The following is a 24,863-nucleotide window of genomic DNA, read 5'->3' on the forward strand; positions in this document are numbered from 1 at the left end:
TCCCTCCTCCTCAGTTGGTCGTCGAGCTGGGCTTCGCGCCGCCCTTCTTGGCCGCGTGATAGCCGGCGGCGTTCGCATCGGCCTCGGTCATGAACTTCCCTTCCTTGGTCTTCCCGTACCACTGGTCGCCCTGGTAGTGATACGTCTTCGTCGCCGTGTTCACCCACACCATACCCGGCGCCGGAGGCGTCCGTTCGGGGTACGCGGACGGAGTGTGCGAAGAGGATTTCGGCGTGGCCGACGCCGGTGCCGGCGCGGCGGGAATCGGGGGCGGCGGCGCCATGGACGGCGCCGGGGCGGCAGCCGGAGCTGCGCCGGTTGGAGCCGTCGCTGCCGCATGATGCCGCGAGGACTTCGACGCGGAGGCTGCCGGCGCTGCCGGAACAGCGGCCGCCGCGCCGCCGCCCGACACCGTGACGCTCGGCGAGATCTTCTGGATCGTCGATGCGTTGACGCCGGCCTTGGAGAGATCGCCGACCGATGCGTACGGGCGTCCTGCGACGATCTTCTTCGCGGTCGCCGGACCGACACCCGGCAGTGACTCGAGATCCTTCTCGCTCGCCGTGTTGAGGTCGATCGGACCGGCGGGCGAGGAAGGAGTCGTGGACGCAGAGGAAGTCGCCTGCGTCGACGTGTGCTTCGTTTTATGAGAAGCCGTCGTCGCGGTTGCGGGAGCGGCGGGCGCCGCAGCATTCGGCGTGACCTCGACCTGCGACCGGATCTTCTCGATCGTCGACGCCGGCACACCTGCGCGCGCCAGGTCGTCGACGGAGCTGTAGGGACGCCCGGCGATGATCTTCTTCGCCGTCGCCGGTCCGACCCCCTGGAGGGCCTCGAGCTGTTTCTCCGTGGACGTGTTGAGGTTGACCGCGGCCGCCCATGAGCCCCGGAATGCGAGCGAGCTCAGAACGATGGCGACGAGCGCGATTCGGCCGATGGTTGAACGCACGGGACTCTCCTTGTTGAGCACTCTCTTACGGGATTGATCCACGCTACCACCGACCGGGCGCGCGCTCGGTGGCGAGGTTCAGCCGCCGTTCAGGCGCCGAGGACTCTAACCGACGACAAACATGTATCTTCGGAATCGCTTCAACTAGAGTCTTAGGAGGTTTTGATGAGCCGAAAGCTTCGCATCGTTCTTCCCCTGCTGTCGTTTTTTGCCGTCACGGTCAGCGTGATTCCCGCCCACGCACAGGACATGCCTCCCGGCCAGGGTCCGGGCGGCCACGGAGGTCCGGGCATGATGGGCGGGCGCGGTGGCGAATCGATGCTCGATCAGATGAAGAAGCGGCTGAACTTGACGCCGGAGCAGGAAGCGCAGATCAAGCCGATCCTCCAGGAGAATGCCAAGAAGTTGCAAGAGATGCGCGAGAAGCACATGGCGGCGAACCCGGGGCAGCCCGCTCCCCCGGATCCCGAGACGCGGAAGCAGATGATGGCGATGCGGGAGGAGACTGACGCGAAAATCGCGAAGATCCTGACGCCGGCCCAGATGGAAGAGTGGAACAAGATGCGAGCCGAGGCGCGCCAGCGCATGATGGGCGGCCCCGGAGGTGACGCTCCTCCGCCTCCTCCGAGCCGGAACTAGTGTGAGTGTGAGCGCGGCGGCCCCTTCACGGGCCGCCGCTCGCCCGCTACTTCGTCTTGGCTTCCAGCTCCGCCCACCGCGCATACAACCGGTCGACTTCCTCGCGCATGGCGTCGCGCTCGACGATGCGGAGCTGCAGCGCCGCCGCGTCGGAGGCGATCGATAGGTCGTCCGCACGCGAGCGCGCCTCTTCCCATCGAGCCTCGGCGGCGAGCACGCGAGCTTCCATGCCGTCCCATTCGCGCTGCTCGAGGTACGAGAGCCTCTTCGTCTGTGCCTTCGACGCCGTGGCACTCTCCGCCGGCCGCGCCGCCTTCGTCGATCGCACCGGCGCGCGCTCCCTGCGCTCCCACTGGTCGTAGTCCGCGTAACGCTCGATACCGCCCTGACCATCCAGGGCCAGGATCGCGGTCGACACGCGGTCGATCAGGTGCCGGTCGTGCGTCACGAGAACGAGGGCGCCGGGGAAATCGAGGAGCGACTCTTCGAGCACCTCGAGCGTGGGGATGTCGAGATCGTTGGTCGGCTCGTCGAGAACGAGCAGATCGGCCGGCTGGAGCATCAGGCCCGCGAGCACGACGCGTGCGCGCTCACCCCCGGAAAGCTGCGAGACCGGCATCTCGAGCTGCTCGGTGCGGAAGAGAAAGCGCTTGGCCCATGAGACGACGTGGACCGGCCGATCGCGGTAGATCACCGTGTCGCCGTCCCTGGCGAGCGCGCGCTTGAGCGAGAGATTCGGATCGATCGTGCTTCGGTTCTGGTCGAAATAGACGACGCGCAGCGCTTCGGCGCGGCGGATCTCGCCGGCATCGAGAGAAAGCTCACCGACGATCATTCGCAAGAGCGTCGTCTTGCCGGAGCCGTTGGGGCCGAGCACGCCCAGACGCATCCCAGGGGTCAAGAGCAGCTCGAGCCCGTCGACGATCGCGGTCGCGCCGAATCGCTTCGTCAGCGAGGTGCCGTGCCAGAGCCGCTTCGTGCGCCGCCCTGTCGCTGCGAGCTCGATGCCGGCGGATGTGACGACGCCTCGGTCGCGGCTCTCCTTCAGCTCGTCGATCGCGAGATGGGCCGCGCCGATCCGCGCCGTTGATTTTCGCGTGCGCGCCTTCGCACCGCGGCGCAGCCACGCGATCTCGCGGCGCACCCGATTCGCGAGCGACTCTTCGTAGCTCGCTTGCTGGGACAGGATCTCGTCGCGCTTCTCCAGCAGGTCCGCGTACGAGCCTTCGACCTCGATCATCCCTTCGGCGTAGACGCGGTCGATCTCGAACATCCGCCGGCCGACGTTCTGCAAGAAGTAGCGGTCGTGGCTGATCACGACGAACGCTTCCGGCGATCCGTTGAGCAGCGACTCGAGCCACAGCCTCGATTCCAGGTCGAGGTGATTCGTCGGCTCGTCCAGGAGGAGAACCTCCGGATCGGCCGCCAGCGCTCGCGCGATCGCGAGCCGCGTGCGCCATCCTCCCGAGAGCGTATCGACGGACACGTCGGGATCGGCCCACCCCACACGGCTCAAGGCCACCGCACCTCGCTGATCCGCCGGTCCAGCTTCGGCGAGGATCTCCGCCGCCGTTTTCCCCGAGGGGAACGCGGGGTGCTGCGGCACGTACCCCACGCGCACGTTCTTCCGACGTGTGGAGAGGCCTTCATCGGGGACCTCGAGGCCCGCGAGGATCTTGAGCAACGTCGATTTCCCCGCGCCGTTCGGCCCGACGAGGCCGATGTGATCGCCCTCGTGGACGGCGAGGGTCAGCCCGGAGAAGAGCGGCCGGCTCCCGAACGCCTTGGAGATGCCCTGGCAACTGAGGAGGATCGGCGGAGGCATCGGCCCTGAATATCAGTTGTCTCCGACGATCGCCAGCCGCGGATTCATCGTCGTCGGCTACCAGGCCAATCGGCACCCCATCCCCAGCGCGTTCGTCCAGTTTTCTTGGATCAGATAATCGCGCGCGCCGAGGTGCATGTTGGCGACAGAGCCGTTGGGCGCCGCGTAGGTCGACCCGAATTTCCAGATGCACTTGTCGGCGCTCTCGCGCCCCAAGCCGTCGTACCAGGCGTTCCCGTCGGGATCGGTGACCGACTCTTCCAGCTCGTGCGCGATGATGTTGATCGCGCCGTCCACTCCGGTGTCGCCGTTGGGGCTCACGCCTTGCTGGCCCGCGCATTTGCTCGGGCAGCGATCGGAGTCTTCGACGAACGCGTACTTGAGATCGGTCGTGCCAACCGTTTCATTGTTGTGCCAGCCGCAATAGGCGGTGCAAAACCCGTACATGTCCACGTCCGGCGAAGCGATGACGAAGTAGACGCCGTTGGGGTCCATCGGAAGGGAGCCATTGTCGATTGCGGTCTGAACGATCGTGAGGATTGAGGCGGGACTGAGCGACGTGCCCTGCGAATAGTTGTCGGCGGTGGTCGCGCCGAGCCGAACCGAGTTCGCGACGGGCGTATTGTTCGTACCCCAGTAGGTCGTGTTGATGTTGAAGTACGGAGATCCACCGATCGTCGCCCCGAAGTCTTCGAGGATCGTCTTCTGTGACGCCGACCAGGTCCCGTAGTACACGTAATAGATCGCCGTCGTCCCCGTCATGATGGGTCCACCGTGGTAGTAGATGCCGTACTGGGCGCTGTGCCTGTGGCCGCCCGGGTACCGAGGGGGAGCGTCGGGCCGCGCTTCTCCCCAGCCTTTTCCAGTGGGTGCGAGGTCGGTTGTCGTGGCGGGTTTCGGAAGCATCCGCACGACTCCTGCATTCAGCGCCGTGCTCGCGAGTGCGGCTGCGACGAATACGGGCACAACGTTCCTGAGCTTCATGGGATCACGCCTCGCGGGGATGAACCTCCTCGACGTCGAGGAGGTGAGGGCGCCCCCCGGCACCCACGGCGGTTTCAATTACAGGCAAGAAGGGACGGAGTCAATGGAGGCAACTCGACAGGAGATGATGCAATTAAGTGGGCGTGCGCAACGCGAAGGATGCGATGCGGCGGAGCGCTACGGATTCATGGGGAACTTCGGTGTCACGCCGAGCTCGTGGAAGATGAAGCTGTAGAGGTCGGCCGTCTCCGCGATGAACTCATCGAGCGAGGTGCCGATGCCGTGGCCTTCGAAGTTGATGCGCAGGAGCACCGGGTGCGGCGAGCCCGTCGCCTGGAGCGCCGCGGCGAATTTCTTCGAGTGCCACGAATCGACGCGTGGGTCGTAAGCGCCCGTGGTGAGAATGACCGACGGGTAGACGACCCCGGTTTTCACGTGGTGGAGCGGCGAGTAGCCGTACAACGCTCTGAACTGCGCCGGGTCTTTGATCGAGCCGTACTCGGTGACGTTGAACTGACCGTTTTGCGTCGTCTCGACACGCAGCATGTCGTAGATGCCGACGCGGCTCGCCACGACGCGGTACATCTCGGGATGCTGCGTGAGCACGGCCCCCATGAGCAGCCCGCCGTTCGAGCCGCCGTTGATCGCGAGCATCTCGGGCTTCGTGTAACCGTGCTCGACGAGCCAGCGGGCGGCGGCGTAGAAGTCGTCGAAGACGTTCTGCTTCTTGAGGAGATTCCCGTCGAGGTGCCACTGATCGCCGTATTCACCGCCTCCGCGGATGTTGGCGACCACGTACACACCGCCCTGCTCGAGCCACACCCTTCGCGGCGCCGAGAAGTTCGGGCCCTCCGAGATACCGAAGCCGCCGTAGGCGTACAGCAACGTGGGATTCCTGCCGTCGAGCTTGGTGCCGCGGCGGCGCAAGATGTTGAGGGGGATCTTCGTGCCGTCCTTCGAGACGGCGAACTCGCGCACCAGCTCGCAGTCGGAGAAATCCGCGGCACTGCGCACGGCGAGCGCGGTCTGCCGCGCTTGGCCGACCTTGGGGTCGAATCGGTACCACGCTGGGGGCTTCAAGTAGCTGACGTTGTTGAAGAGCACGGAGCCGTCGTCGAGGCGCGCGAGCTCCCCGACGCTCGAGACATCGAGAACCGGGACGTCTTTTTCGCGCCGTCCGGTGGCGAGATCGAAAACCCGGAGGTCGGCCGGACCGCCGAGGCGCGAGACGACGTAGAGCCTGGTCTTCGTCGTCGTGAAGCCCGCGATGGCTCCCTCACCCTCCGGGACGGCGACGCTTCCGCGATCCACCGTGGGGGTGGAGAGCGGCACCCGGATGATCTTTCCTTTGGGCGCATCCTTGCGCGACAAGAAGTAGATGTTTCCGTCGAGGCCGATTTCGGAATTCACCAAACGGTCGGCGAACGTCGAGACCTGCGTCCAGCGACCCGGGGCGGCGCTCGTCTCCCTCACGAAGTACTCGACCTCGCCACCGTCGCCGTTCTTGACCTGGGCCACGACGTACCTGCCGTCCTCGCTCGCCTCGAGAGTCGTCTCGCCGATGCGTGGGAAGTCCTTTCCGATCTCGTAGACGTCATCCTCGGTCCGGGTGCCGATCTTGTGGAAGTAGACCTGCTGGAAAAAGCCTGCGTCTTCCGGGGGCCGCTCGTTCCCGCGTGGGTAGCGCGTGTACCAGAAGCCGTTGCCATCAGCCGCGAAGGCGACGCTGCCGCCGGCCGTTCCGTTGTTGACGCGCGGAAGGAGCTCGCCGATCTCCTTCGCGCCGGCGACGTCGTACAGATGCACATCGCCGGCCTCGCTGCCGTTGCGCGATAGCGAGACGGCGACGCGCTTGCCGTCGAGCGAGGGGACGAAGAAATCGATGGCGATCTTCCCGCTCGCATCGAGCACGTTGGGATCGACGATGACTCGCTCCGACGGCGCGTCGTCCGCGTTCTTCCGCGTCACGAGGTACGGCTGCTGTTTCTTTGGCTCCAGCTTGAGCGCAAACAGAACGCCGCCGCGCTGAACGAGGCCGAAGTAGCTCTCGCTCGACGAGCGGATGAGCGTGTCGAGCCGCTTACGCACCGGCTCGCGGAAGCTCAATGCGTCGAGGAAGGCACGGGTGTGAGCCGTCTGCGCGTCGCCCCAGGCCTTCACCGCCGGATCGTCCGCGTTCTCCAGCCACCGGTAATCGTCGCTGACCTTCACGCCTTGGTACTCGTCCACGACCGGCTTCTTCGGCGTGTCGGGAAGCGGTGCCTTCGTGGGGGCGGCGGAAGGCGATGCGGCAAGTAGCGCAAGCGCGAGCGACAAGGCGATCATCAGCTTCCTCCTGTCTCGCGGGCCGGCACGTCGATCGTCTTACTTGGCGGCTTTGTCCCCGGGGAACGGGATCTGATCGAGGAGGTCGAGACGCATGGCGGTCGTGATGTAGTCATCGACCAGCGCGAAACGGCCGGCGGTCTTGGCGTCGAGCTTCCCGCGATAGATCTCGAAGTACTTCAGCCGCAGGTCGACGGTCTTGTGTTGAAGCGCGACCATCTCCGTGACGATCTCCTCGATGTCGGCATCGGCGACGCCGTTCGCGCTCGCGAACGAGTCGACGTACTTCTTCGCGAGATCGATGCGGCTCGAGGTGATCGCATCCTTTTCCTTTTCGTAGTCCGCGTAGACGCCCCAGAACGCCTGCAGCTGCTCGGCGGAGAGATTGCTCATCGACGCAGCGAACAACTTGCGCCGCGCGCCCGTGAGCGCCTCTTTGAAGCGGTCCAGGTCGACGGGTTGATGAGTGGCGGGGGCGTGCATCGTCGGCTTCGCTGCCGCAGGTGCTTCCTGCGCCAGGGTCGGGATCGTAGCAACGAAGGCCGCGAGCAGAATCGTCACCAGAGCTCGTTTCATGTCGTCATCTCCCGCGGTCGCTGGTAGCGCCCGCTCTCCCTGTGATTCGATTACGGCACGTGTGTGACCGCGTGCTCGGACGGAAGCGGCGCCATTCTAGGTCAAGACGGCCTCGAGCTGCGGCACGCTCCTCGCGTCGAAGTTTGTCCGTGCGCTGAGCGAGCAGGGCTACCGGGCGATAATGCGTCATTGTGGGGATTGAATTGAGGATTGACCGACAACAGAAGGAGGCCACATGCCGATGCCGATCTCTCGAAGAGCCTTTGCCGGAGTCATCGGTTTCGCCGCCGGCGCGGCGCTGCTCGACAAGCCGCTGGTGCGCGCCGCTACGGACCGTCGACCGCAGCGAGAGGGCGCGATTCGCCTGGACTCGAACGAGAATCCCTACGGACCATCGGCAAAGGCCCTCGCGGCACTCATCGCCGCGAATCCCATCGCCAACCGATATCCGGACGATGCCGAGGAGACGATGCGCTCGGCACTCGCCAAGCTGCACGGCGTCGCGTCCGAGCAGGTCGTCCTCGGGTGCGGGTCGTCCGAGATCCTCCAGATGGCGGACCTCGTCTCGACTGGTCCGGGGCGAGCCGCCGTTGCTGCGGAGCCGACGTTCGAGGCGGTCCTTCACTACGCTAGGGTGCTTCGCGCAGACCCGGTGACGGTTCCGCTCACGTCGGACTTCCGGCACGACTTGCCGAAGATGGCGGCGGCGTGCCGGACGGGAGCGGGCCTCGTGTACGTCTGCAACCCGAACAATCCTACCGGCACGATCGTCTCGGGCGACGAGCTCGCCGGCTTCGTGTCGAACGTGCCGCTTGGGACCACGATCCTCATCGACGAGGCGTACTTCCACTTCGTGGAAGACCAGACTTATCGGAGCGCGATCGAGCTGATCCCGAAGCATCCGAACGTCGTCGTGGCGCGGACCTTCTCGAAAATCTACGGAATGGCGGGCCTGCGCTTGGGGTACGCGGTCGGCGCGAAAGACCGCATCGCCGAGATGGCGAAGTACGCGACGTTCTCGAACGCCAACGCCGCGGTTCTCGCAGCCGCGCTCGCCAGCCTGCAGGAACCCGACCTCGTGGCGCGCCAACGCGGCCTGCTGAACGATACGCGGCGCTGGCTGATCGCCGAGATGAGCCGGCAGGGGCGAAAGACGATCGCGTCGCACACCAACTTCGTCATGATCGATGTCGGCGGCGACGTGAAACCGGTGATCGAAGCCTTTCGCGAGCGGAACATCCTCGTCGGCCGGAAGTTCCCGTCCCTCCCGAACTGGCTTCGTATCACGATCGGACTGCCGGACGAGGTGAAGGCATTCGCGGCCGCTCTCCTAGAGATCGTTCCCTCGAAGGCCGCCGCCTAACCGATTCGAGTCGAAGCTGCGTCGCTCGGTCCCGACGCTGGGCCAGAGGCGGAAGGGAATGCCCCCACCTGGACTCGAACCAGGGACCAGCGGATTATGAGTCCGCCGCTCTGACCGACTGAGCTATGGGGGCGCCGGCATTGTAGTCGCGCGGCGTAGCTCCGCGTTCCGAACTTGCCTTTCCAGCCCTGCGCGCTCGCCGGCTGCGTCGGATCCTCAATGCCCCGGCGACTTGTCCAGGAGCTCTGCCAGCAACAGCTCGACCGCCCGGACCCGCTCCGGGCTGCCCGTGCGCATGAAGACGGCGAGGCTTCTCAGGATGTTGATCTCGCGAGGCGAGTAGGCCTCGCGACCGTCGGCGCGTGTCACTTCGGCGCTGCCGCGGATCAGTTGAAGGAGACAGTCGCCGCGCGCGCTCACCGGGCACACGGGATGACGATGCGGTTCGTGGCTGTCGGGCGTGTGGAGATCGTCGAGGTCGGCATGCAGCGCTTCGAGGACGCGCATGACCGTCGTGAAGCTCGGGTGCACACGCGACGTTTCGATCCGCGAGAGATACGCGGGCGCGAGGCCGGCGAGACGCGCGGTCGTTCCCTGCGAGAGTCCTCGGCCCGCGCGGATCGCGGCGAGGCGGGGTCCAATTTCAAACGTTGAAGAATTCCGTGTCATCAGAAGCCGACCCGGTGACTTTCAGGGCATGGCTTTGTCCGTCGAAACCTGTCGGCGGAATTCTAGGGCGCCTACCTTGCCTCCGCAGTAGGTCGAGTCTCCGAATTACAGACCAGCAGTATCCGAAGGAGGGTGTCGATGACCGAGGTCATGCAAGCGCTCAACGAAGTGAAGGACCTCTACACGAAGTTCCTCGGGCAACCGGCGCCCGAGATCGGACCGGGCTGGTATGCCCCGTTCCCGCCCGGCGCGGACCCGATGAGGTACGCCATTGCGGAGGTCGAGGAGCTGAAGAAGCTCCTTCTCCACGCCCGCACGCCGCAGATTCCGATCGCCTGGATTCCGCGCGCCGACGTCTTCGCGGGGCGCGAGGCGGTCGTGATCCGCCTCGAGATCCCCGGCGTGAAGCGGGACCAGCTCAAGGTGCTCGTCGCCGAAGGGGAATGCATCGTTCGCGGCGAGAGACCGACTCCGGCCGAGGACAAGAAGCTCCAGCCGATCGGCCTCGAGTTCCCGTTCGGAACGTTCGAGAGGCGCTTCGCGCTGCCGATGCACGCCGCGCCGGAGAAACTGACCGCCAAGTACGCCGACGGCATCCTCGAGGTGACGGTCCCGATCGTGGAGCTGCCCGCACCGAAAGAGATGAAGGTCGAGATCGCATGAACACGAAGCCCGCTCTCAACAAGCCGACGGAAGCCCGCGAGGCAGCTTCCGACGATCTCACGATCGCCTATCAGGTCCACACGCTCGTCCAGATGTTGACGATGCGTCTGGCCGCGCCGCAGCACACGATGCTGCCGGCGCCGTTTCCGCCGTTCGTCCACTGAGGCCGAGATCGCACGCGTCCATGGAGGACGCGCGCTCGAAGCGACAAGGAGCCGCACCATGTTCTGGAACGATCCGAATCTGTACAGCGTGGCCTTCAAGGACGTCCCCAACATTCCCCTGCCCTTCTACGGGACGCTCCCCCGGTACTTCACCCCGTTCACACCGTTCGACGTGAAGCCGAACCTCTTCACGCCGCAGATTCCGCCGACGATGTTCCCCCCGCAGATCCCGCAGTATTTCACCCCGCAGATCCCGCAGTACTTCACGCCGCCGGTCACGCCGTCGTACTTCACGCCGCAGATTCATCCGCTCCTGCACAACCCGATTCATCGGCTCATGGATCCGATGACCCCACAGCTCCCGTTCAACTACACGCTGCCCTACTTCCAGGGGTATCGGCCCTTCGGGCTGTAGCGGGCCTGACCTCTCCCGCCGGGGAGATCGAGGCGACGATGTTCTCGGACGTCCTGAAAGCGGCCTTGGAATCGGAGATCGCGGGACAGCCCGCAGCTATCGCGAGCGCCATCCGCGGAACGACGCGCGTGATGAGCGGGCTGACGCCGCGCGAGCGGAGCTGGTGCGCCTACATGTTCATGGGGCCCAGCGGCACGGGGAAGACGCAGCTCGTCCGCACGCTCGCGCGGACGCTCCACGGCGAAGGGCGTGGCCTCTTCATCGCCGATTGCGCGCAGTTCATGCACGGCGACCCGTGGTGGGCCTTCTCCGCGCAGATCCTTCCGATGTTCTCCCAGCCCCGATTCGAAGACGGGGGGGCTCTTCTCGAAGCGCCGCCCTTCTCCGTGGTGCTCATCGAGTACCTCGAACGGGGACGCAAGGAGATCGGCAAGGCCCTGACGGCGGCCCTGGACTCGGGACGTCTCACCCTCCCCGGCGGAAGACTCGGCAGCTTGAGAGGCTGCCTGGTGTTCATCACGACGAGCCTGTGCTCGCGCGAGATCCTCGAGGAGAGCCCGAAGATCGGATTCGCCGGAGCGACGGGTCCCGGCCTGGAGGACGACCGCGTGCTCCAGATGTGCCGGGCGGAGGCTTCGGAGCATTTCGGGGACGATCTCGTCAACCGGCTCGACGGGCTCGTCGTCTTCCACAAGCTGCATGACGAGCACCTGCGCGAGATCTTCGACCGGCGGTTCGAGAGGATGAACCGCTGGATCTTGAGCCGCGGGTTCCGCTGCGAGCTTGAACCCGCCGCCCGGGCGTTCCTCCTCGAGCGCTCGAAAGGCGACGCCAAGTTGGGTGCGCGCGAGCTCGTGCGCGTCTTCCGCCGGCACCTCGAGTTTCCCGTGGCCGATCTGATGATCAGCCGCCGCATCCCCTCTGGCGGGATCGTGCGGATCGACCACGTGGAGAGCGAGGAGCACCTCCACTTCACGGTGATGCCCTCTCCCGCCGTCGCAACCACCGCATCGCCGCGAACACACGCCCCCCGCGAGGTGGGGATCGAGTGGGGGACCCTCGCGCCCTAGACGCGAACCGAGTCGCACGCCCATGCGAAGGGGAGCCTGCGGGCTCCCCTTCTTTTTGCGCCAATTCCGTGGTGTAGAGTGTGCGACCCCATGGCGTTCCGGTCGGAGAGGCTCGGCGCACTCGCCGCGTTCCTCGTGGCGGGGACGGTGCTGTTCGCAGGGCTCGGTGCCGTGCCGCTCATGCAGCCCGACGAGGGCCGGAACGCGGAGGTCGCCCGCGAGATGGCCGCGAGCGGCTCGTGGCTCGTGCCGACGCTCGAAGGCAACCCGTACCTGGACAAGCCGGCGGCCTATTTCGCCGCGGTCGCGGTGTCGCTCGAGGCACTGGGGACGAATGAGTGGGGCGCGCGGATGCCGTCGGCGCTGTTCGGTCTCGCGATCCTGGCGTGCCTCTACGCGTTCGCGCGGCGGTTCTACGACGGCGCCACGGCCGCGTTCGTGGTGATCTCCGTGGCGACGATGCCGCTCTTCATCGCGTTCTCGCGGATCGTGATCATGGACATCGCGCTCGCGCTTTGCACGAGCGTCGCGATCCTGGCGGCGTTCGTCGCCGAGGCCGGAGCGACGCCCGACCGGCGATGGCACCGCGTCAGCGCCGCGGCCGTCGGGGCCGGGATGCTCGTGAAGGGGCCGGTCGGCGCCCTCGTGCCGGGGCTCGTGCTCATCGCCTTCTTCTGGACGAGCGGCCGTCCGCGGGCGCTGCGGCGCGTGTTCTCACCGCTGAACTTCGTCATCGTGCTGGGACTGTTCCTTCCCTGGTTCTTCGCGCTCGTGCACGCGCACCCCGAGTTCTTCCACTACGGGGTCGTCGAGGAGTCGCTCAACCGGTTCTTCACGAAAACCTTCAATCGTGGGCAGCCGTTCTGGTTCTTCGGGCCGGTGTTCATCGCCACCACGATGCCGTGGACGATCCTGATGGCGCCCCTCACCGTGCTCGCGTGGCGCGAGCGGAAACGCTTGCAGCCCCCCGACCGGCTCTTCATCCTCTGGACGATCGTCGTGCTCGTCTTCTTCTCGCTCTCGCGCACCAAGCAGCCCGGGTACATCCTGAGCGGCGTGATCGCGGCGGGGGTGCTGGTGGGGCGAGGGCTCGGGGCCGCGCGCGCGTCACGGGCGATCCTGGGTGCCGCCCTTGCGCTTGCGGTCGTGACGCTGCTCGGCGCGCTGGCGCTCACCCTGGTCGCGCGACGTGGCTTCGGCGAGAAGCAGGCGTGGCTCGACCTCGTGTGGCCGCAGCTCGTCTGCGCGCTCCTCGTCATGGCGCTCCTCGGGCTGCTCGCGTGGCGCAGCCGCCGGCCCGGCTACGCCGCGGCTTCCTTCGCGACGCTCCAGATCGCGCTCTTCACGGTCGCGTTTCCCGGCGCACGCGCCTACGCGAGCACCCGGTCGGTCAAGTCGCTCGCCGAGGCGCTTGCGCCACTGCCGCGGACGACCGAGATCGCGGCGTTCGAGAGCTACCCCGCGGGCCTCTCGTTCTACCTCGGCCGGACGCTCACCTTGGTCGACGACGACGCCGCGGCGCTCCGCAGCAACTTCGTCACGTACTGGCTGAAGCGGCAGACCACGCCGCCGCCCGCGCTCGTCTCGTCGTCGGCTCGCGGCGCATGGCTCGCCGCCCGCACGGGCGACCTCGTCGTCGTCGCACCGGACGCCGAGCGTGACCGCCTCGCCGGGTGGCTCGGCGACCGCGCGCCGGTCCATCGGATCGCCGCGGGATGGTCGGGGGCGTTTCGCCCGGCCGGGGGCCGCTGAGATGTGCGGCATCTGCGGCGTCGTCGGTCTCGCGCCCGGTCCCTTCGAAGCGCGACGGGAGCGTGCGGCGGCATCGCTTCACCGCCTCCGCCATCGCGGCCCGGACGAGACGCACCTCGCCCCCGCCGGTAGCGGCGCGATCGGCGCGACGCGCCTGGCGATCCGCGGCCTGCACTCGGGCTCGCAACCGTTCGTCGACGAGCGCACGGGAGTCGTGGTCGCCTGCAACGGCGAGATCGACAACCACCGCGAGCTGCGCCACTGGCTCACGGGACGCGGGCATTCGATCCCCCAGGAAACCGACGTCGCCGTGATCCCGGCGCTCTACCTCGAGGAAGGCGACGCCTTCGCCGAGCGTCTCATCGGCGCCTTCGCCGTCGCCGTGTGGGACCCGCGCGCGCCGCGGATCGTCCTCGCGCGGGATCGTGCGGGAGAGAAGCCGCTCTTCTACGTCGTACGCGGCGACGAGGTCGCGTTCGCCTCCGAGCTGGCCGGCCTCGCGACCGACGCCGACCTCGATCTCCGCATCGACCCCGGCGCGATCGCCGGCTACATGCGGCGGGGCTGCTTCGTCGCGCCTCAGACGCCGTTCGTCGGGGTCTCGCGCGTGCGGCCCGGCGAGGTCGTCACGATCGAGCCGGGGCGCGTCGTCACCCGGAAGTACTGGAATCTTCGTTTCGCCGCCGACCCTGCGGTCGAGACGAGCGAGGAGGCGTTCGATCGCGTCTTCACGACGGCGGTCGCGCGGCAGAGCGACGTCTCGGTCCCCTGCGGCGTCTTCCTGTCGGGCGGCCTCGACTCGTCGCTCGTCACCGCGGTGGCCCGGAAGGTCCAGCCTCTTCGCCCGCTCCGCGCCTTCACGATCCGCTTCGCCGAGCAGTCGTACGACGAGGGCGGCGCCGCCGCCGAGGCCGCGAAAGCCCTCGACGTCCCCTGGACCTCGGTCGAGGTGGGCTCCGCCGACGTCCGTCGCGAGATCGAGCTGCTCGTGTCCGTGTCGGGCGAGCCTCTCGCCGACCCGGCGTGGATCCCGGCGTCGATGCTCTCGCGCCGGGCGGTCGAGGACGTGCGCCTCGTCATGGTGGGCGAAGGCGCCGACGAGCTGTTCGGCGGCTACCCGACCTACATCGGCGCGCTCCTCGCGAGCCGCTACGGCCGCCTCCCCGGCGCGATCAAATCGCTCATCGCCTCGGCGGTGAACGGGCTGCCGGTGAGCGACAAGAAGATCACGGTCTCTTACCTCTTGAAGCGCTTCGTCGAGGGCGATGCGTACTCGGGACTCGCGCGCCATCTCGTCTGGACGTCGCAGATCGCGCCGCATCTCCTGCGGTCGCTCGGCGTCCCGCCCGAGCCGGCGATCGGGGACGGAGGCGGCGACATCCTCGACGTCGTCCAGTGCAGCGATTTCGAGACGACGCTCGCCGAGGGGCTGCTCACCAAGGCCGACCGCGCGGGGATGGGATGCGCGCTCGAGCTGCGCGCGCCGTTCCTCGACCTCGACGTGCTCCGGTTCGCTTCGGCTCTCCCGGCGACGGACCGCGTGCGTGGGTTCACGACGAAGGTGTTCTTGAAGCGTTTCGCGCGGCGCTACCTGCCGGTCTCGCTCATCGAGCGGCGGAAGCGCGGCCTGTCGGTCCCGCTCGCGTCGTGGCTGCGCGGTCCGCTCTACGACTGGACGCGCGAGCGGCTCGCGTCGTCGCGCCTCGAGGCCGTCGGTCTCGACTCCCGCGCCGCAGTCGCCATCCTGGACGAGCACCGCGCGCGCAAGGCCGACCGCGCCCGCGCGATCTGGACGATCGTCGTGCTCTCCGTTTGGCTCGAGTGGCTCGCCGGAGTGCGCGGAAAGTCAGTCGTCGGTGGTCAGTAGTTCCTCTACGGCAACCGGTACATCGCGAGCTTCTCACCGTCGGCGGCGAACACCATCTTCTGCGCCAAGTAGAGCTTCACGACGTCGGCCTTCCCCGCGGAGAGGATGACCTTGCCCGATGCGGTGTCGACGACGTTGACGTTGTTCCCGTAGTGGGTGAACAGGTGCGCCGGGCTCGTCTTCTGGAGAAAGCCGGTCGTGTGATCCTCGTCGTCCGCGGTGAAGTCGTAGATCTTCTCCTGCTTCTTCACGGCGCCGTCGACGGACCATGCCGGCGCGCACGATCCCGGCACCGCTCCGGCCATACCGCTCTTCCCGAGGTAGACGATCTGGTCGCCGACGGAGTACGTGTAGAGGACGGAGCCGACGCCGAGCTTGCTCAGCTTGCACCCCTTCTCTTTCTTCGCCTTCGCTTGCACGCTGCAGATCGAGTTGTCCTTCGGCATCCCGCCGACGAACTCGTAGTCGTGCGACTCGAAGTCCGTGCAGCTCCACGACTCCTTGCCGGTCGCCGGGTCGAGGCCGACGAAGCCGTACGGGCTCTCGTCGATGTACACCTCCGGCTCCTCGACGTACGTGCGCTCGAGCGGCTGCGTCACGATCGTGACGGGGGCCCCGTAGTCGTTGGCGTCGGCATGGATCCCCTGGCGGACGATGATCGAGCCGCCGGAGTTGGCGAGGCCGGACACGAGCGAGAGATTCTTGCTCTTGCTCGTCCACTTCGCCTTCCCGGTCGAGGCGTCGATCGCGAAGATCTGATCGTTCCCCGCGGCGTAGATCACGCCGTCCCCTTCCACCGGCGCCGGGTTGGTCGGCACGTACGTGCGGTTCTGCATCATCGTCCGGATGATGCTGAACGAGTTGTGGCCCCAGTACTTCATCACGCGGTACGAGTTCGGGAGCCCTTCGTCGAGAGCCCAGCGCTCCTTGCCGTCGTCCCAGTTGTAGAGGCGCGCACCTTTGTCCGACGTGGCGAGGAAGACGCCTTTGGCCTTGTCGAGGTAGAACGGTCCGTTGACGCGCTCGCCGACGATGTGCCCCATGATCTGGCGGTTGTCGAGGATCTGGCCGTTGTAGGCGTGCCACGCGACGGCGCCGCTCTTGAGATTGATGCGGTAGAGGTGCAGCCCGACGTTCGGTGACCTGTCGCCCCCGCGCACCGCCGTGAGCGCCGCCATGTCGTCGCCGTTGATCGCGCCGCCCGCGGCCTGCCCGAGGATCGAGCCCTCCGGCGATTGAGCGAAGACCTTTCCTTCCTTCGGGTCGGCGAGCACCGCGCGCCCTCCGAGCGTGAGCAGCACCGGCTCGTTGCCGTCCTCGCCGCCGGCCTTGAACGCTTCGACGTCCGCTGCCGCCTCCTCGTTCGGGAACGTCTGCGACGCGAGCACCTCGCCGGTGGCGTTGTTGAGCAAGATGACCTGCTTCGAGAGATACACCAGCAGGAGACGGCCGTAATCGACGACCGCCGTGTTCGCGACGTCCTTCCCGCCGCGGCGGCGGTTCCCGGTGTCCTTGGCCGACCAGAGCTCCTTCCCGTTCGCGCCGACGTAGACGGTCCGTGACTTGAGGAACATGAGCACGCCGGCGTCCTGGTCGCCTTCCCGCGCCCAGGTGTCGGGCACCATGTCGTAGTCGAGCGGCTCGCGCGCGCTCCACAGCAGCTTCCCGGGATCGATGTCCCAAACCGAGACGCCGCTCTCGAAGGCGAACATCATCGCCTTCGGATTCCCCCGGCGCGGCAAGACGAAGGCGTCGGTCTTGATCCCCTCGCCCGGCGAGGCGTGCCACCGGTCGGTGCCCGTTGCGATGTCGATGCCGATCAGCTCCTTGCCGTTGCTGTAGACGTACGTCGCATCGCTGACGTGCCCCCACCAGCCCTTCTCCTCGAATCCGGGCAGCTCACGCTGGTACTTCTGCTTGCCGTCCTCGGTGGAAAGACCGGTGAAGTGCTTTCCATCACGCGCGTACACGACCTTGCCCTCGGCACCGACCCCGAGGCGGTTGAGATCGTATTTCCCTTGCGTCGCCCACACGGGCGAAGATGCCGGCGGCTTGTCCGCCGCCGAAGTCTGCGGCACGGCAACGATCGCGACCATCGTCCACGTGATCGCAAGTAAACCCGCCACCCCTGAGAACGCCCCACGTCGCATGATCGTGCTCCTTCGCAAACCGGCCCCCACTTCGCGCGGGAGCCGCCGGCGAAAGTACGAATTGCAAGGGCAATGCCGTGCGCGCGCGATCGATTGGCGCGGGATCGCCAGTCGCGACTGCCAGGGGACGCTCTCGATTCGTGGAGCGATCTCTCTAGTGGAAGAGATGCTCGTAGCGGCCGGGCTGATTCTCCGTCCACGGATGGTAGTCGTTGCAGAAGTCGATGCGCTCGCCGAGGAGCGGGTGGTCGGCGCGCCAGAGCTTGTAGAGGAGGCTGCGGCGCGGCACGCTCAGGTTCTCCTCCTGGAGGCGGACGAACGCCGTCGCGCAGGCGTGGTTGTTCTGCGTGATCTCGAGACCGAAACGGTCCGCTTCGTGCTCCTGCCAGCGCGAGTAGCCCGCGCCGACCGGCGTGATGACGAACGAGATCACCCCGACGAGGATCATGACGAGAGGCAGGGACGCGATGTCCGAGAGCTCCGAGAAGCGGAAGCGGTCGTGCCAGCGCGCGATGAGCCCCGCTTGCAGCCGGTAGGCGGCGTAGAGCGTGACGAGGATCAGGACGGAGAAGAAGAGGATCGACTTCCAGACGTGGCCGAGCACGTAATGACCCATCTCGTGTCCCATGACGAACAGGAGCTGGTCGGGTGCCAGCTTCTTGATCGTCGTGTCCCACAGCACGATCCGCTTCGAGCTGCCGAGGCCGGTGACGTACGCGTTCACGGTGTTCGTGTCGGTGCTCTTGTCGACCTCGAACACGCGGGCGCCCTCGATCCCCGCGCGGCTCGCGAGGTTCAGGATCTGCTGCTCGAGCGCCTTGTCGTGCATCGGCCCGAATTTGTTGAAGAGCGGCTCGACCGCGATCGGCTCGACGAGGAGGATGAAGATCGCGATCGGGATCGCGATGAGGCTGTCCCACAGCCACCAGCGGCGCGGGCTCTTCTTGACGATGAGGTACGGGATCCACAGGAACATCGCGCCGAAGACCACGCCGACGGCGATCCCCTTGATCTCGTCGCCGATCCACTTCGAGAACGCCTGGTCGGAGAGGCCGTACGCGTGCGGGCGCACGAAGCCGGTGTAGTAGGAGAGCGGAAGGTCGATGAGAAACGTGATGCCCAGGAAAAGGACGAAGTAGACGAGGATCGTGAAGTACCACTTCTTTCCGATCCGCCCCGCGGCATCGCGCAGTCGCGCGGAGAACCCCGTGAACAGGATCACGCCGGGGACGAGGAGTCCCCAGATCTGATCGAACCCCCACAACCAGTTTCCGCTGCGCGCGTACTCCCGCGCCTTCTCGGACGGCTCGGGGACGGCGACCGGACCCGTGGCGTGCGCGTCGTCACGTTTCTCGTCGGACGCCTGGTTCGCGATCCCGTGCGGCGCGGTTTCGGGAGCGGGCGGCGGCGCCGCGGCGACGAGGGTCCCCACGAACACGAGCAGAAGGCCGATCAGGACGATGCGTCTCGTCATGGATGGATCACCTCGATCGTCGTTCCCGATTTCAGCTCGAGCTGGTTGTCGACGCGGCGGACCCCGTTGATCCCCCACGCGTGCTTCTCGGCGGTGACGCGGTCGACGAAACGCGGGACGCGGCCGACGAGCGATACGGTTCCCTCGTGGACGGCGGCCTCGACCTTTCCGGGGAACGGCGGCTTGACCCGCGGACCGAAGATCGCGTCGAGGACCTTCTGGATCCGGTCGTCCGGCGTGTCCGGCGTGTCGAGCTTGTCGACGACCTCGATGACCCCTTCGATCGCGCCGCAGAGCGTGCGCAGCTCGCCGCGCCACGACGCGTTCTTGATCTTCCCCGTCAGGGTGACGACACCGTCCGTGACCGACGCCTTCGGCCCGGTCGAGGCGAACTTGGGGATCGCGAGCACCTGCCGCTCGATCCGCTTCGCGACTTCCTCGTCGCCCGGGCCCGGAAACTCGAGCCGGAGCTGCGAGCGGTCGACGTCGCGGACACCCTTGATCTTGGAGGCGAGCAGGACCACCTCGTCGGCCTGGTCGAGATCGTGCACCGGTCCCTGCGGCTTCACGACACCGTCGTCGACGTCGATCTTCAGGTGGAGGTTGGCGGTCCCCGCCGTGCCGCGGATCGAGGTCTCGACGTTGCTCCTGATCGTCATGTCGTCGAGGGTGCCGGCACGAGCCGTGCCGGCGACGAGGAGCAGGAGGATCGGAAGCCGCACGGCACGATCATAATGGAGGTCGCGATGACGGAACGTTGGTTTGCCCTCGGCGGGTGGCTCGGTGCTCTGGGCGTCGTGCTCGGCGCCTTCGGCGCGCACGGCCTGAAATCACGCGTCGATGCCGAGATGCTCGCCGTCTGGGAGACCGCCTCGCGCTACCACCTCGTGCACGCGCTTGCGCTCCTCGCGACCGGGTGGGCGGCATCGCGCTGGCCCGGCGTCTGGACGTCGGCCGCCGGGTGGCTCTTCGTTTCGGGGATCGCGATCTTCTCGGGGAGCCTCTACGCGCTCGCGCTCTCGGGCGTCCGCGCCCTCGGCGCGATCACGCCGATCGGGGGGCTCTGCCTGATCGCGGGGTGGGTGTGCTTGGGGATGGCGGCCTGGCGGGGAAGTCGATAGTTCACAGTCGACAGTCAACAGTTCACAGTAGTTCGTACCGTCAACTGTCGACTGTCAACTGTTGACCTTCTCTAAGGTGCTCCTGCCTTCTCCAGGAACACCCTCAGCACTTTGCTTCGCGACGGATGACGCAGCTTCCGGAGCGCCTTCGATTCGATCTGGCGGATCCGCTCGCGCGTCACCGTGAACGATTGCCCGACTTCTTCCAGCGTGTGCTCGCTACCGTCTCCGACGCCGAACCGCATCTTAAGAACCTTTTCTTCTCTCGGCGTCAGTGTCTTCAGGACCGTCTGAGTCTGAGACCTCAGGTCCAGTTGAATCGCCGCTTCGACCGGGGAGACGGCGCTCCGGTCTTCGATAAAATCCTTTAAATGGCTGTCCTCCTCCTCCCCGATGGGTGTCTCGAGGGAGATCGGCTCCTGCGCGATCTTGAGGACCTTGCGCACCTTGGCGACCGGGATGCCCATCTTCTTCGCGATCTCTTCGGGCGACGGCTCCCGGCCGTACTCCTGGACGAGGCTGCGTGACGTGCGGATAAGCTTGTTGATCGTCTCGATCATGTGGACCGGGATGCGGATCGTGCGCGCCTGATCGGCGATGGCACGGGTGATCGCCTGCCGGATCCACCACGTCGCGTAAGTCGAGAACTTGTAGCCGCGGCGGTACTCGAACTTATCGACCGCCTTCATGAGGCCGATGTTTCCCTCCTGGATCAGGTCGAGAAACTGCAGGCCGCGATTGGTGTACTTCTTGGCGATCGAAACGACGAGCCTCAGGTTCGCCTCGATGAGCTCGCTCTTGGCCCGCTTCGCCTCGCGCAGGCCGCGCGCGACCGCCATGCCGAGCTGATGGATCTCGGCCTTGCCGGTCATCATCTCGGTCTCGATCGACTTGATGTCTCCCCGCAGGCCTTCGATCTTCCTCAATACCTCGCGCTTGAGCGCGGGGTCGCGGAACGATTTCACCTTCTCTTTCAGGTCCTGAATGCTGCGCTCGTGGCGCTTGACCTTGTGGTCGGCGTCGCGGACGGTCTTCGCGAGGTTGTCGGTCTGCGACGGCACGAGGTTCAGCTCGCGGAGCTCGAGGGCCACGCGGATCTGCTGGCGCATCGCCTTGTAGCGGGCGGTGCGCCAGGCTCGGCCGCCCGGCTTCAGCTTCTCCATCTTCTTCGTGGCGACGTCGAGGAGTGACAGCTTCTTCGCGAGACGCTGGATGACGAGCTTGGCTCGCTCGAGCTTCTTCGCCGATTTGTCTTCCTCTTCCTCGCCGCCCGCGAAGACGTTCGCCGAGATCTGGCCCCGCTTGATCCGGTCGCCGATCTGGCGGATCTCGTCGTGCACCCAGGGGCTGCGCGCCAGCGCGTTCATGACGCGACGCTCGCCCCGCTCGATGCGCCGCGCGATGCGCACCTCGCCTTCGCGCGTCAAGAGCGGGACGGTCCCCATCTCGCGCAGGTACATGCGGACGGGGTCATTGGTTTTTTCGAGGGGGCTCGGGATCGGTCCTTCCTTGCCCTCCTCTTCCTTTTCTTCCTTGACCACTTCCTTGGCCGAAGGCGCCGGACCACCCGGGCCGAGCTGCTCGCGGGCATCCGCGTCGACCACGGTGATCCCGTGAGCCTCGAGGAGGGAGAAGACCTCCTCGATCTCGTCGGGCGAGGCGGAGATCTCGTCGGGGAGCGATTCGTTGATCTCGTCGTACGCGAGGAAGCCGCGTTCCTTGCCCAGGGCCAGGAGCTGGCGGACCTCGTCGTACTTGGCCTCGACGCCCGAGAGCTGTTCTCGCTTCTTCTTGCTCATCGTCCTCTCGATCAATGGGTGACGTCTCGGTAAGGGGCGTCGAGCTGACGCCCGAGGTTCATTCGTTCCAGGAGCCGCTTTGTTTCTTCTTCTTTCTGCAAAGACGCCAGATCTCGTCCGGATTCCTTGAGCTGCTTCTTCAGACGGTGGCTGCGCAGGCTGTCCAGACAGCCGTCGACCTCCTCGGGACCGCCCGGCGGGTCGTCGCGGAACGCGATCCGCGTGAGGAGCGTCCGGTCGTTCTCGTCGCTCAGGGCGTCGACGACGAGCGGACCGTTCACGGGGAGACCCTGTGCGTCGAGGTCGAGGATCGTCCGGACGATCGGCGCCACGCGGGCCGCCGCCTCGAGATCGGCGGGATCGACGACCTTGCGGGCGTGCGCGCGGGCCTCGTCGCTCCCGAGCAGCAGGCGCACGAGCCGCGCTTCGACCGGTGTCGCGGCGTCGTCGCCGGCGACGCGGTGCCGGATCGCCCCCTTCGCGACCTTGAGCGCGCCGCGCAGCTCTTGCATGACGAGATCGTCCTCGATGTCGAGCGCGTCGGCGAGCCGGCCCGCCCACGAGGCGCGCTCGACCGCATTGTCGAGCCGGGCGAGGCGCGGGAGGATCGCGTTGATCGCGGCGACCTTCTCTCCGGGGCGCGCGAGGTCGCGGCCGCGGCGCTCGCGGCGGACGAGGTACTCGAGATAATCCGGAGCGTCGCGCACGACGGCTTCGTATGCGGCGCGGCCGAACTCCTTGACGAAGTCGTCCGGGTCCTTTCCGTCGGGCACCTCGGCCACCCGTACGTCGAACCCGCGCTCGAGGAAGAGATCGAGCGATTTGACCGTCGCGTTCGCTCCGGCGGCGTCACCGTCGTAGCTGACGACGACACGCTCGGTCGAGCGTGAGAGGAGCTTCACCTGCGCCGGCGTCAAGGCGGTGCCGAGCGACGCGACCGCGTTGTCGAACCCGGCCTGATGAAGCGCGATCAGGTCCAAGTAGCCCTCGACGAGGATCGCGAACCCCTCGCGGCGGATCGGCTCCCGTGCGACGTCGAGACCGTAGAGATGCTCTCCCTTCACATACGCAGGAGTCTCGGGAGAGTTGAGATATTTCGGCTCGGCGTCGCCCAGGGCACGGCCGCCGAACGCGACGACGTGCCCTGCCGCGTCCCGGATCGGGAAGATGAGACGGTGGCGGAAACGGTCGTAGTGCCCCGTTCCCTCCTTGCGCGCCACCGCGAGGCCCGCGCTCAGGATCTCCTGATCGGTGAACCCGCGGGCGCCGAGGATGTTCCCCAGTGAGTCCCACGTGTCGGGCGCGTAGCCGATCTCGAAACGGTCGGCGGTCTCTTCGGAGATGCCCCGCTTCGCGAGGTACGCACGCGCCGTCTGGCCCCGCGCGCCGTCGCGCCATTGCGCGCGGAAGAAGCCTGCCGCCGCTTCGTTCATGAGGAGCACGCGCCGTCGCGCATCATCTTCGGGGCGGTGGGCCGCGCTGGGGAGCGGGATCCCCCAACGGTTCGCCAGGAATTCGACCGCTTCCGGGAACTCGAGCTTCTCGTAGAGCATGACGAACTTGAACGCGTCCCCACCCGCGTGACACCCGAAGCAGTAGAAAAGTTGCATCTGGGGGTCGACGGAGAAGGACGGTGTCTTCTCGTGATGGAAGGGGCAGAGCCCCTTGAGACGTGCGCCGCCGGGCTTGAGCGGAACGTAATCCGAAACCAAGCGAACGATGTCGCCTGCATTCCGGACCGCCGCGACGAACTCTCTCGTGAGCGGTACGGCCAAGAGGGCCACCTACCGTCGGCGGGCCGGGACGGCCGAAGCCGCCCCGGTCCGAAAGAGGGTGTTATCCGTTGTTCCTACGTTCCTGCGCCAACCGCTTGAGAAGCTTCTTTCGCGCGGCAAGCGCCTTGCGCTTCTTCTTGACGCTGGGCTTTTCGTAGTGCTGGCGCTTCTTGATCTCCGTCAAGATGCCGGACTTCTCGCACTTACGTTTGAAGCGTTTCAAGGCGTTCTCGAGGCTCTCGTCCTCGCGCACCTTGATCAGCGGCATTGAATCCTCACCCCCCTCGTCGTTCGGTACTCCGCCCCGGAATTCGAGGCTTCGCAAAACCGCCACTTTAGCGAGGGCCTCGGAGACCGTCAAGGCGGATGGGGTACTGAGGAGACTGGCCGCCCACCCCGCCTCACTCAACCGTTACGCGTTTCAAGAAATACCGTCGGTCCGGCGTTTCCGCAACCGAATTTGGCATCTATCGGGGCTTCTTCGACCTTCCAGTTCGGTTGTGGGCGAGCCGATTGATGAGAGAAGCCAGACAACCGGCGCCGTGGCCATTGTCGATGTTCACGACCGCAACCCCGGGTGCGCAGGCGTTGAGCATTGAGAGCAGAGCCGCGAACCCGCCCGCTCCGGCGCCGTACCCGACGCTCGTCGGCACGGCGATGACGGGAGCGTCGACGAGGCCGGCGACGACGGACGGAAGCGCGCCTTCCATCCCAGCGACGACGACGAGCACGTTCGAAGACGCCATCACCCGTTGATGCGCGAGGAGCCGATGGAGCCCTGCGACCCCGACGTCGTAGATGCGCCTCACGCGCTCGCCCATCGCCTCCGCGGTGATCGCCGCCTCCTCGGCGACGCCGATGTCGGTCGTGCCCGCGGTGAGCACGGCGACTCCGGGCCGCGCCTTGGACTTCGCGCGCGCGCCGAGCACGATCGTCCGGGCTTCCGGGTGATAACGCGCGGCGGGATGGCGCTCGCGAACCGCCGCGTAGGCGTCGGGGTGAGCGCGGGTGACCATGGCCGTCTGCCCTGCCGAGGCGAGGCGGTCGACGATCGACGCGATCTGCTCGGGGGACTTGCCCTGGCCGTACACGGTCTCGGGCAGGCCTCGTCTCAAAGCGCGATGCGTGTCGATCGTCGCGAAACCGAGATCGGTGGACGGGAAATGACGGAGACGCTCTTCCGCCTCGGCGACCGAGATCCGGCGCGCGCGCACGCCGGCAAGCAGCGTCCTGATCGCATCACGATCCATATCGTTTGCTAGGATAGCGCCTCATCGCGCTGC

General features: G+C 66.7%; 22 protein-coding genes and 1 tRNA gene. 9 read left to right on the plus strand and 14 right to left on the minus strand.

The annotated features are described in order from the left end of the window. Positions 1–10: 10 nt before the first annotated feature. Positions 11–949: a helix-hairpin-helix domain-containing protein gene (locus tag VFV19_16655; protein HEX4825933.1), complete on the minus strand. Its 939-nt coding sequence runs from the start codon at positions 947–949 to the stop codon at positions 11–13. Between the two features lie 165 nt (positions 950–1,114). Between VFV19_16655 and VFV19_16660 the strand changes: the two genes are divergently transcribed. Beyond that, the gene (locus VFV19_16660; protein ID HEX4825934.1) at positions 1,115–1,588 is read left to right on the plus strand and encodes a hypothetical protein; all 474 of its coding nucleotides are present in this window, start codon (positions 1,115–1,117) and stop codon (positions 1,586–1,588) included. 46 nt (positions 1,589–1,634) lie between these two features. On the opposite strand, the gene VFV19_16665 is transcribed toward VFV19_16660, so the two are convergent. The 4 genes from VFV19_16665 to VFV19_16680 all read right to left on the minus strand — a co-directional run bounded on the left by VFV19_16665 (position 1,635) and on the right by VFV19_16680 (position 7,298). After that, on the minus strand, positions 1,635–3,413 hold the full coding sequence (locus tag VFV19_16665) for an ABC-F family ATP-binding cassette domain-containing protein (protein ID HEX4825935.1): 1,779 nt from the start codon (positions 3,411–3,413) through the stop codon (positions 1,635–1,637). Positions 3,414–3,470: 57 nt separating this feature from the next. Next, on the minus strand, positions 3,471–4,397 hold the full coding sequence (locus tag VFV19_16670) for a hypothetical protein (GenBank protein ID HEX4825936.1): 927 nt from the start codon (positions 4,395–4,397) through the stop codon (positions 3,471–3,473). Positions 4,398–4,574: 177 nt separating this feature from the next. Then, on the minus strand, positions 4,575–6,722 hold the full coding sequence (locus VFV19_16675; GenBank protein ID HEX4825937.1) for a prolyl oligopeptidase family serine peptidase: 2,148 nt from the start codon (positions 6,720–6,722) through the stop codon (positions 4,575–4,577). A 39-nt stretch (positions 6,723–6,761) separates the two neighbouring features. Next, positions 6,762–7,298, minus strand: a complete 537-nt coding sequence (locus tag VFV19_16680; GenBank protein ID HEX4825938.1) for a hypothetical protein — start codon at positions 7,296–7,298, stop codon at positions 6,762–6,764. Positions 7,299–7,533: 235 nt separating this feature from the next. On the opposite strand from VFV19_16680, the gene VFV19_16685 reads away from it, so the two are divergent. Beyond that, complete coding sequence (locus VFV19_16685) at positions 7,534–8,661, plus strand: aminotransferase class I/II-fold pyridoxal phosphate-dependent enzyme (protein ID HEX4825939.1); 1,128 nt, start codon at positions 7,534–7,536, stop codon at positions 8,659–8,661. 59 nt (positions 8,662–8,720) lie between these two features. Here the strand turns inward: VFV19_16685 and VFV19_16690 are convergent. Together VFV19_16690 and VFV19_16695 are read right to left on the minus strand one after the other, a co-directional pair. Continuing rightward, positions 8,721–8,794: transfer RNA gene (locus VFV19_16690), tRNA-Ile, on the minus strand. A gap of 83 nt (positions 8,795–8,877) precedes the next feature. Beyond that, positions 8,878–9,330, minus strand: a complete 453-nt coding sequence (locus VFV19_16695) for a helix-turn-helix transcriptional regulator (GenBank protein HEX4825940.1) — start codon at positions 9,328–9,330, stop codon at positions 8,878–8,880. Between the two features lie 138 nt (positions 9,331–9,468). On the opposite strand from VFV19_16695, the gene VFV19_16700 reads away from it, so the two are divergent. The 6 genes from VFV19_16700 (at position 9,469) to asnB (ending at position 15,261) form a co-directional block, all read left to right on the plus strand. Further along, positions 9,469–9,993, plus strand: coding sequence for an Hsp20/alpha crystallin family protein (locus VFV19_16700; GenBank protein HEX4825941.1), 525 nt, complete (start codon positions 9,469–9,471; stop codon positions 9,991–9,993). Further along, positions 9,990–10,157: a hypothetical protein gene (locus tag VFV19_16705; protein ID HEX4825942.1), complete on the plus strand. Its 168-nt coding sequence runs from the start codon at positions 9,990–9,992 to the stop codon at positions 10,155–10,157. Before VFV19_16700 ends, VFV19_16705 begins: the two co-directional genes overlap by 4 nt. A 58-nt stretch (positions 10,158–10,215) precedes the next feature. Further along, entirely contained in the window at positions 10,216–10,572 is a 357-nt protein-coding gene (locus VFV19_16710; protein HEX4825943.1) for a hypothetical protein, read from the plus strand. A gap of 38 nt (positions 10,573–10,610) precedes the next feature. Beyond that, entirely contained in the window at positions 10,611–11,642 is a 1,032-nt protein-coding gene (locus tag VFV19_16715; protein ID HEX4825944.1) for an AAA family ATPase, read from the plus strand. A 90-nt stretch (positions 11,643–11,732) separates the two neighbouring features. Beyond that, positions 11,733–13,394, plus strand: coding sequence for a glycosyltransferase family 39 protein (locus tag VFV19_16720; protein ID HEX4825945.1), 1,662 nt, complete (start codon positions 11,733–11,735; stop codon positions 13,392–13,394). A gap of 1 nt (position 13,395) precedes the next feature. After that, complete coding sequence (gene asnB / locus VFV19_16725) at positions 13,396–15,261, plus strand: asparagine synthase (glutamine-hydrolyzing) (GenBank protein ID HEX4825946.1); 1,866 nt, start codon at positions 13,396–13,398, stop codon at positions 15,259–15,261. A gap of 5 nt (positions 15,262–15,266) precedes the next feature. Here the strand turns inward: asnB and VFV19_16730 are convergent, their stop codons facing one another. The 3 genes from VFV19_16730 to VFV19_16740 all read right to left on the minus strand — a co-directional run bounded on the left by VFV19_16730 (position 15,267) and on the right by VFV19_16740 (position 19,607). Beyond that, on the minus strand, positions 15,267–17,411 hold the full coding sequence (locus tag VFV19_16730) for a PQQ-binding-like beta-propeller repeat protein (protein HEX4825947.1): 2,145 nt from the start codon (positions 17,409–17,411) through the stop codon (positions 15,267–15,269). Positions 17,412–17,565: 154 nt separating this feature from the next. After that, the gene (locus tag VFV19_16735; GenBank protein HEX4825948.1) at positions 17,566–18,885 is read right to left on the minus strand and encodes a M48 family metallopeptidase; all 1,320 of its coding nucleotides are present in this window, start codon (positions 18,883–18,885) and stop codon (positions 17,566–17,568) included. Continuing rightward, complete coding sequence (locus tag VFV19_16740; GenBank protein HEX4825949.1) at positions 18,882–19,607, minus strand: BON domain-containing protein; 726 nt, start codon at positions 19,605–19,607, stop codon at positions 18,882–18,884. Before VFV19_16740 ends, VFV19_16735 begins: the two co-directional genes overlap by 4 nt. A gap of 24 nt (positions 19,608–19,631) precedes the next feature. On the opposite strand from VFV19_16740, the gene VFV19_16745 reads away from it, so the two are divergent. Beyond that, positions 19,632–20,006 carry a DUF423 domain-containing protein gene (locus VFV19_16745; protein HEX4825950.1) on the plus strand — a complete coding sequence of 125 codons (375 nt, stop codon included), beginning with the start codon at positions 19,632–19,634 and terminating at the stop codon, positions 20,004–20,006. 71 nt (positions 20,007–20,077) lie between these two features. Here the strand turns inward: VFV19_16745 and rpoD are convergent, their stop codons facing one another. The 4 genes from rpoD to larB form a co-directional block, all read right to left on the minus strand. Next, entirely contained in the window at positions 20,078–21,805 is a 1,728-nt protein-coding gene (rpoD, locus tag VFV19_16750; GenBank protein ID HEX4825951.1) for an RNA polymerase sigma factor RpoD, read from the minus strand. 11 nt (positions 21,806–21,816) lie between these two features. Continuing rightward, positions 21,817–23,580 (minus strand): DNA primase, encoded by a 1,764-nt coding sequence (gene dnaG / locus VFV19_16755; protein HEX4825952.1) that lies wholly within the window; start codon positions 23,578–23,580, stop codon positions 21,817–21,819. A gap of 61 nt (positions 23,581–23,641) precedes the next feature. Further along, on the minus strand, positions 23,642–23,848 hold the full coding sequence (rpsU, locus tag VFV19_16760; GenBank protein ID HEX4825953.1) for a 30S ribosomal protein S21: 207 nt from the start codon (positions 23,846–23,848) through the stop codon (positions 23,642–23,644). A gap of 199 nt (positions 23,849–24,047) precedes the next feature. Continuing rightward, entirely contained in the window at positions 24,048–24,830 is a 783-nt protein-coding gene (larB, locus tag VFV19_16765) for a nickel pincer cofactor biosynthesis protein LarB (GenBank protein ID HEX4825954.1), read from the minus strand. Positions 24,831–24,863: the final 33 nt, after the last annotated feature.

Source organism: Candidatus Polarisedimenticolaceae bacterium (genome assembly GCA_036275915.1).
Lineage (GTDB): Bacteria > Acidobacteriota > Polarisedimenticolia > Polarisedimenticolales > DASRJG01 > DASRJG01.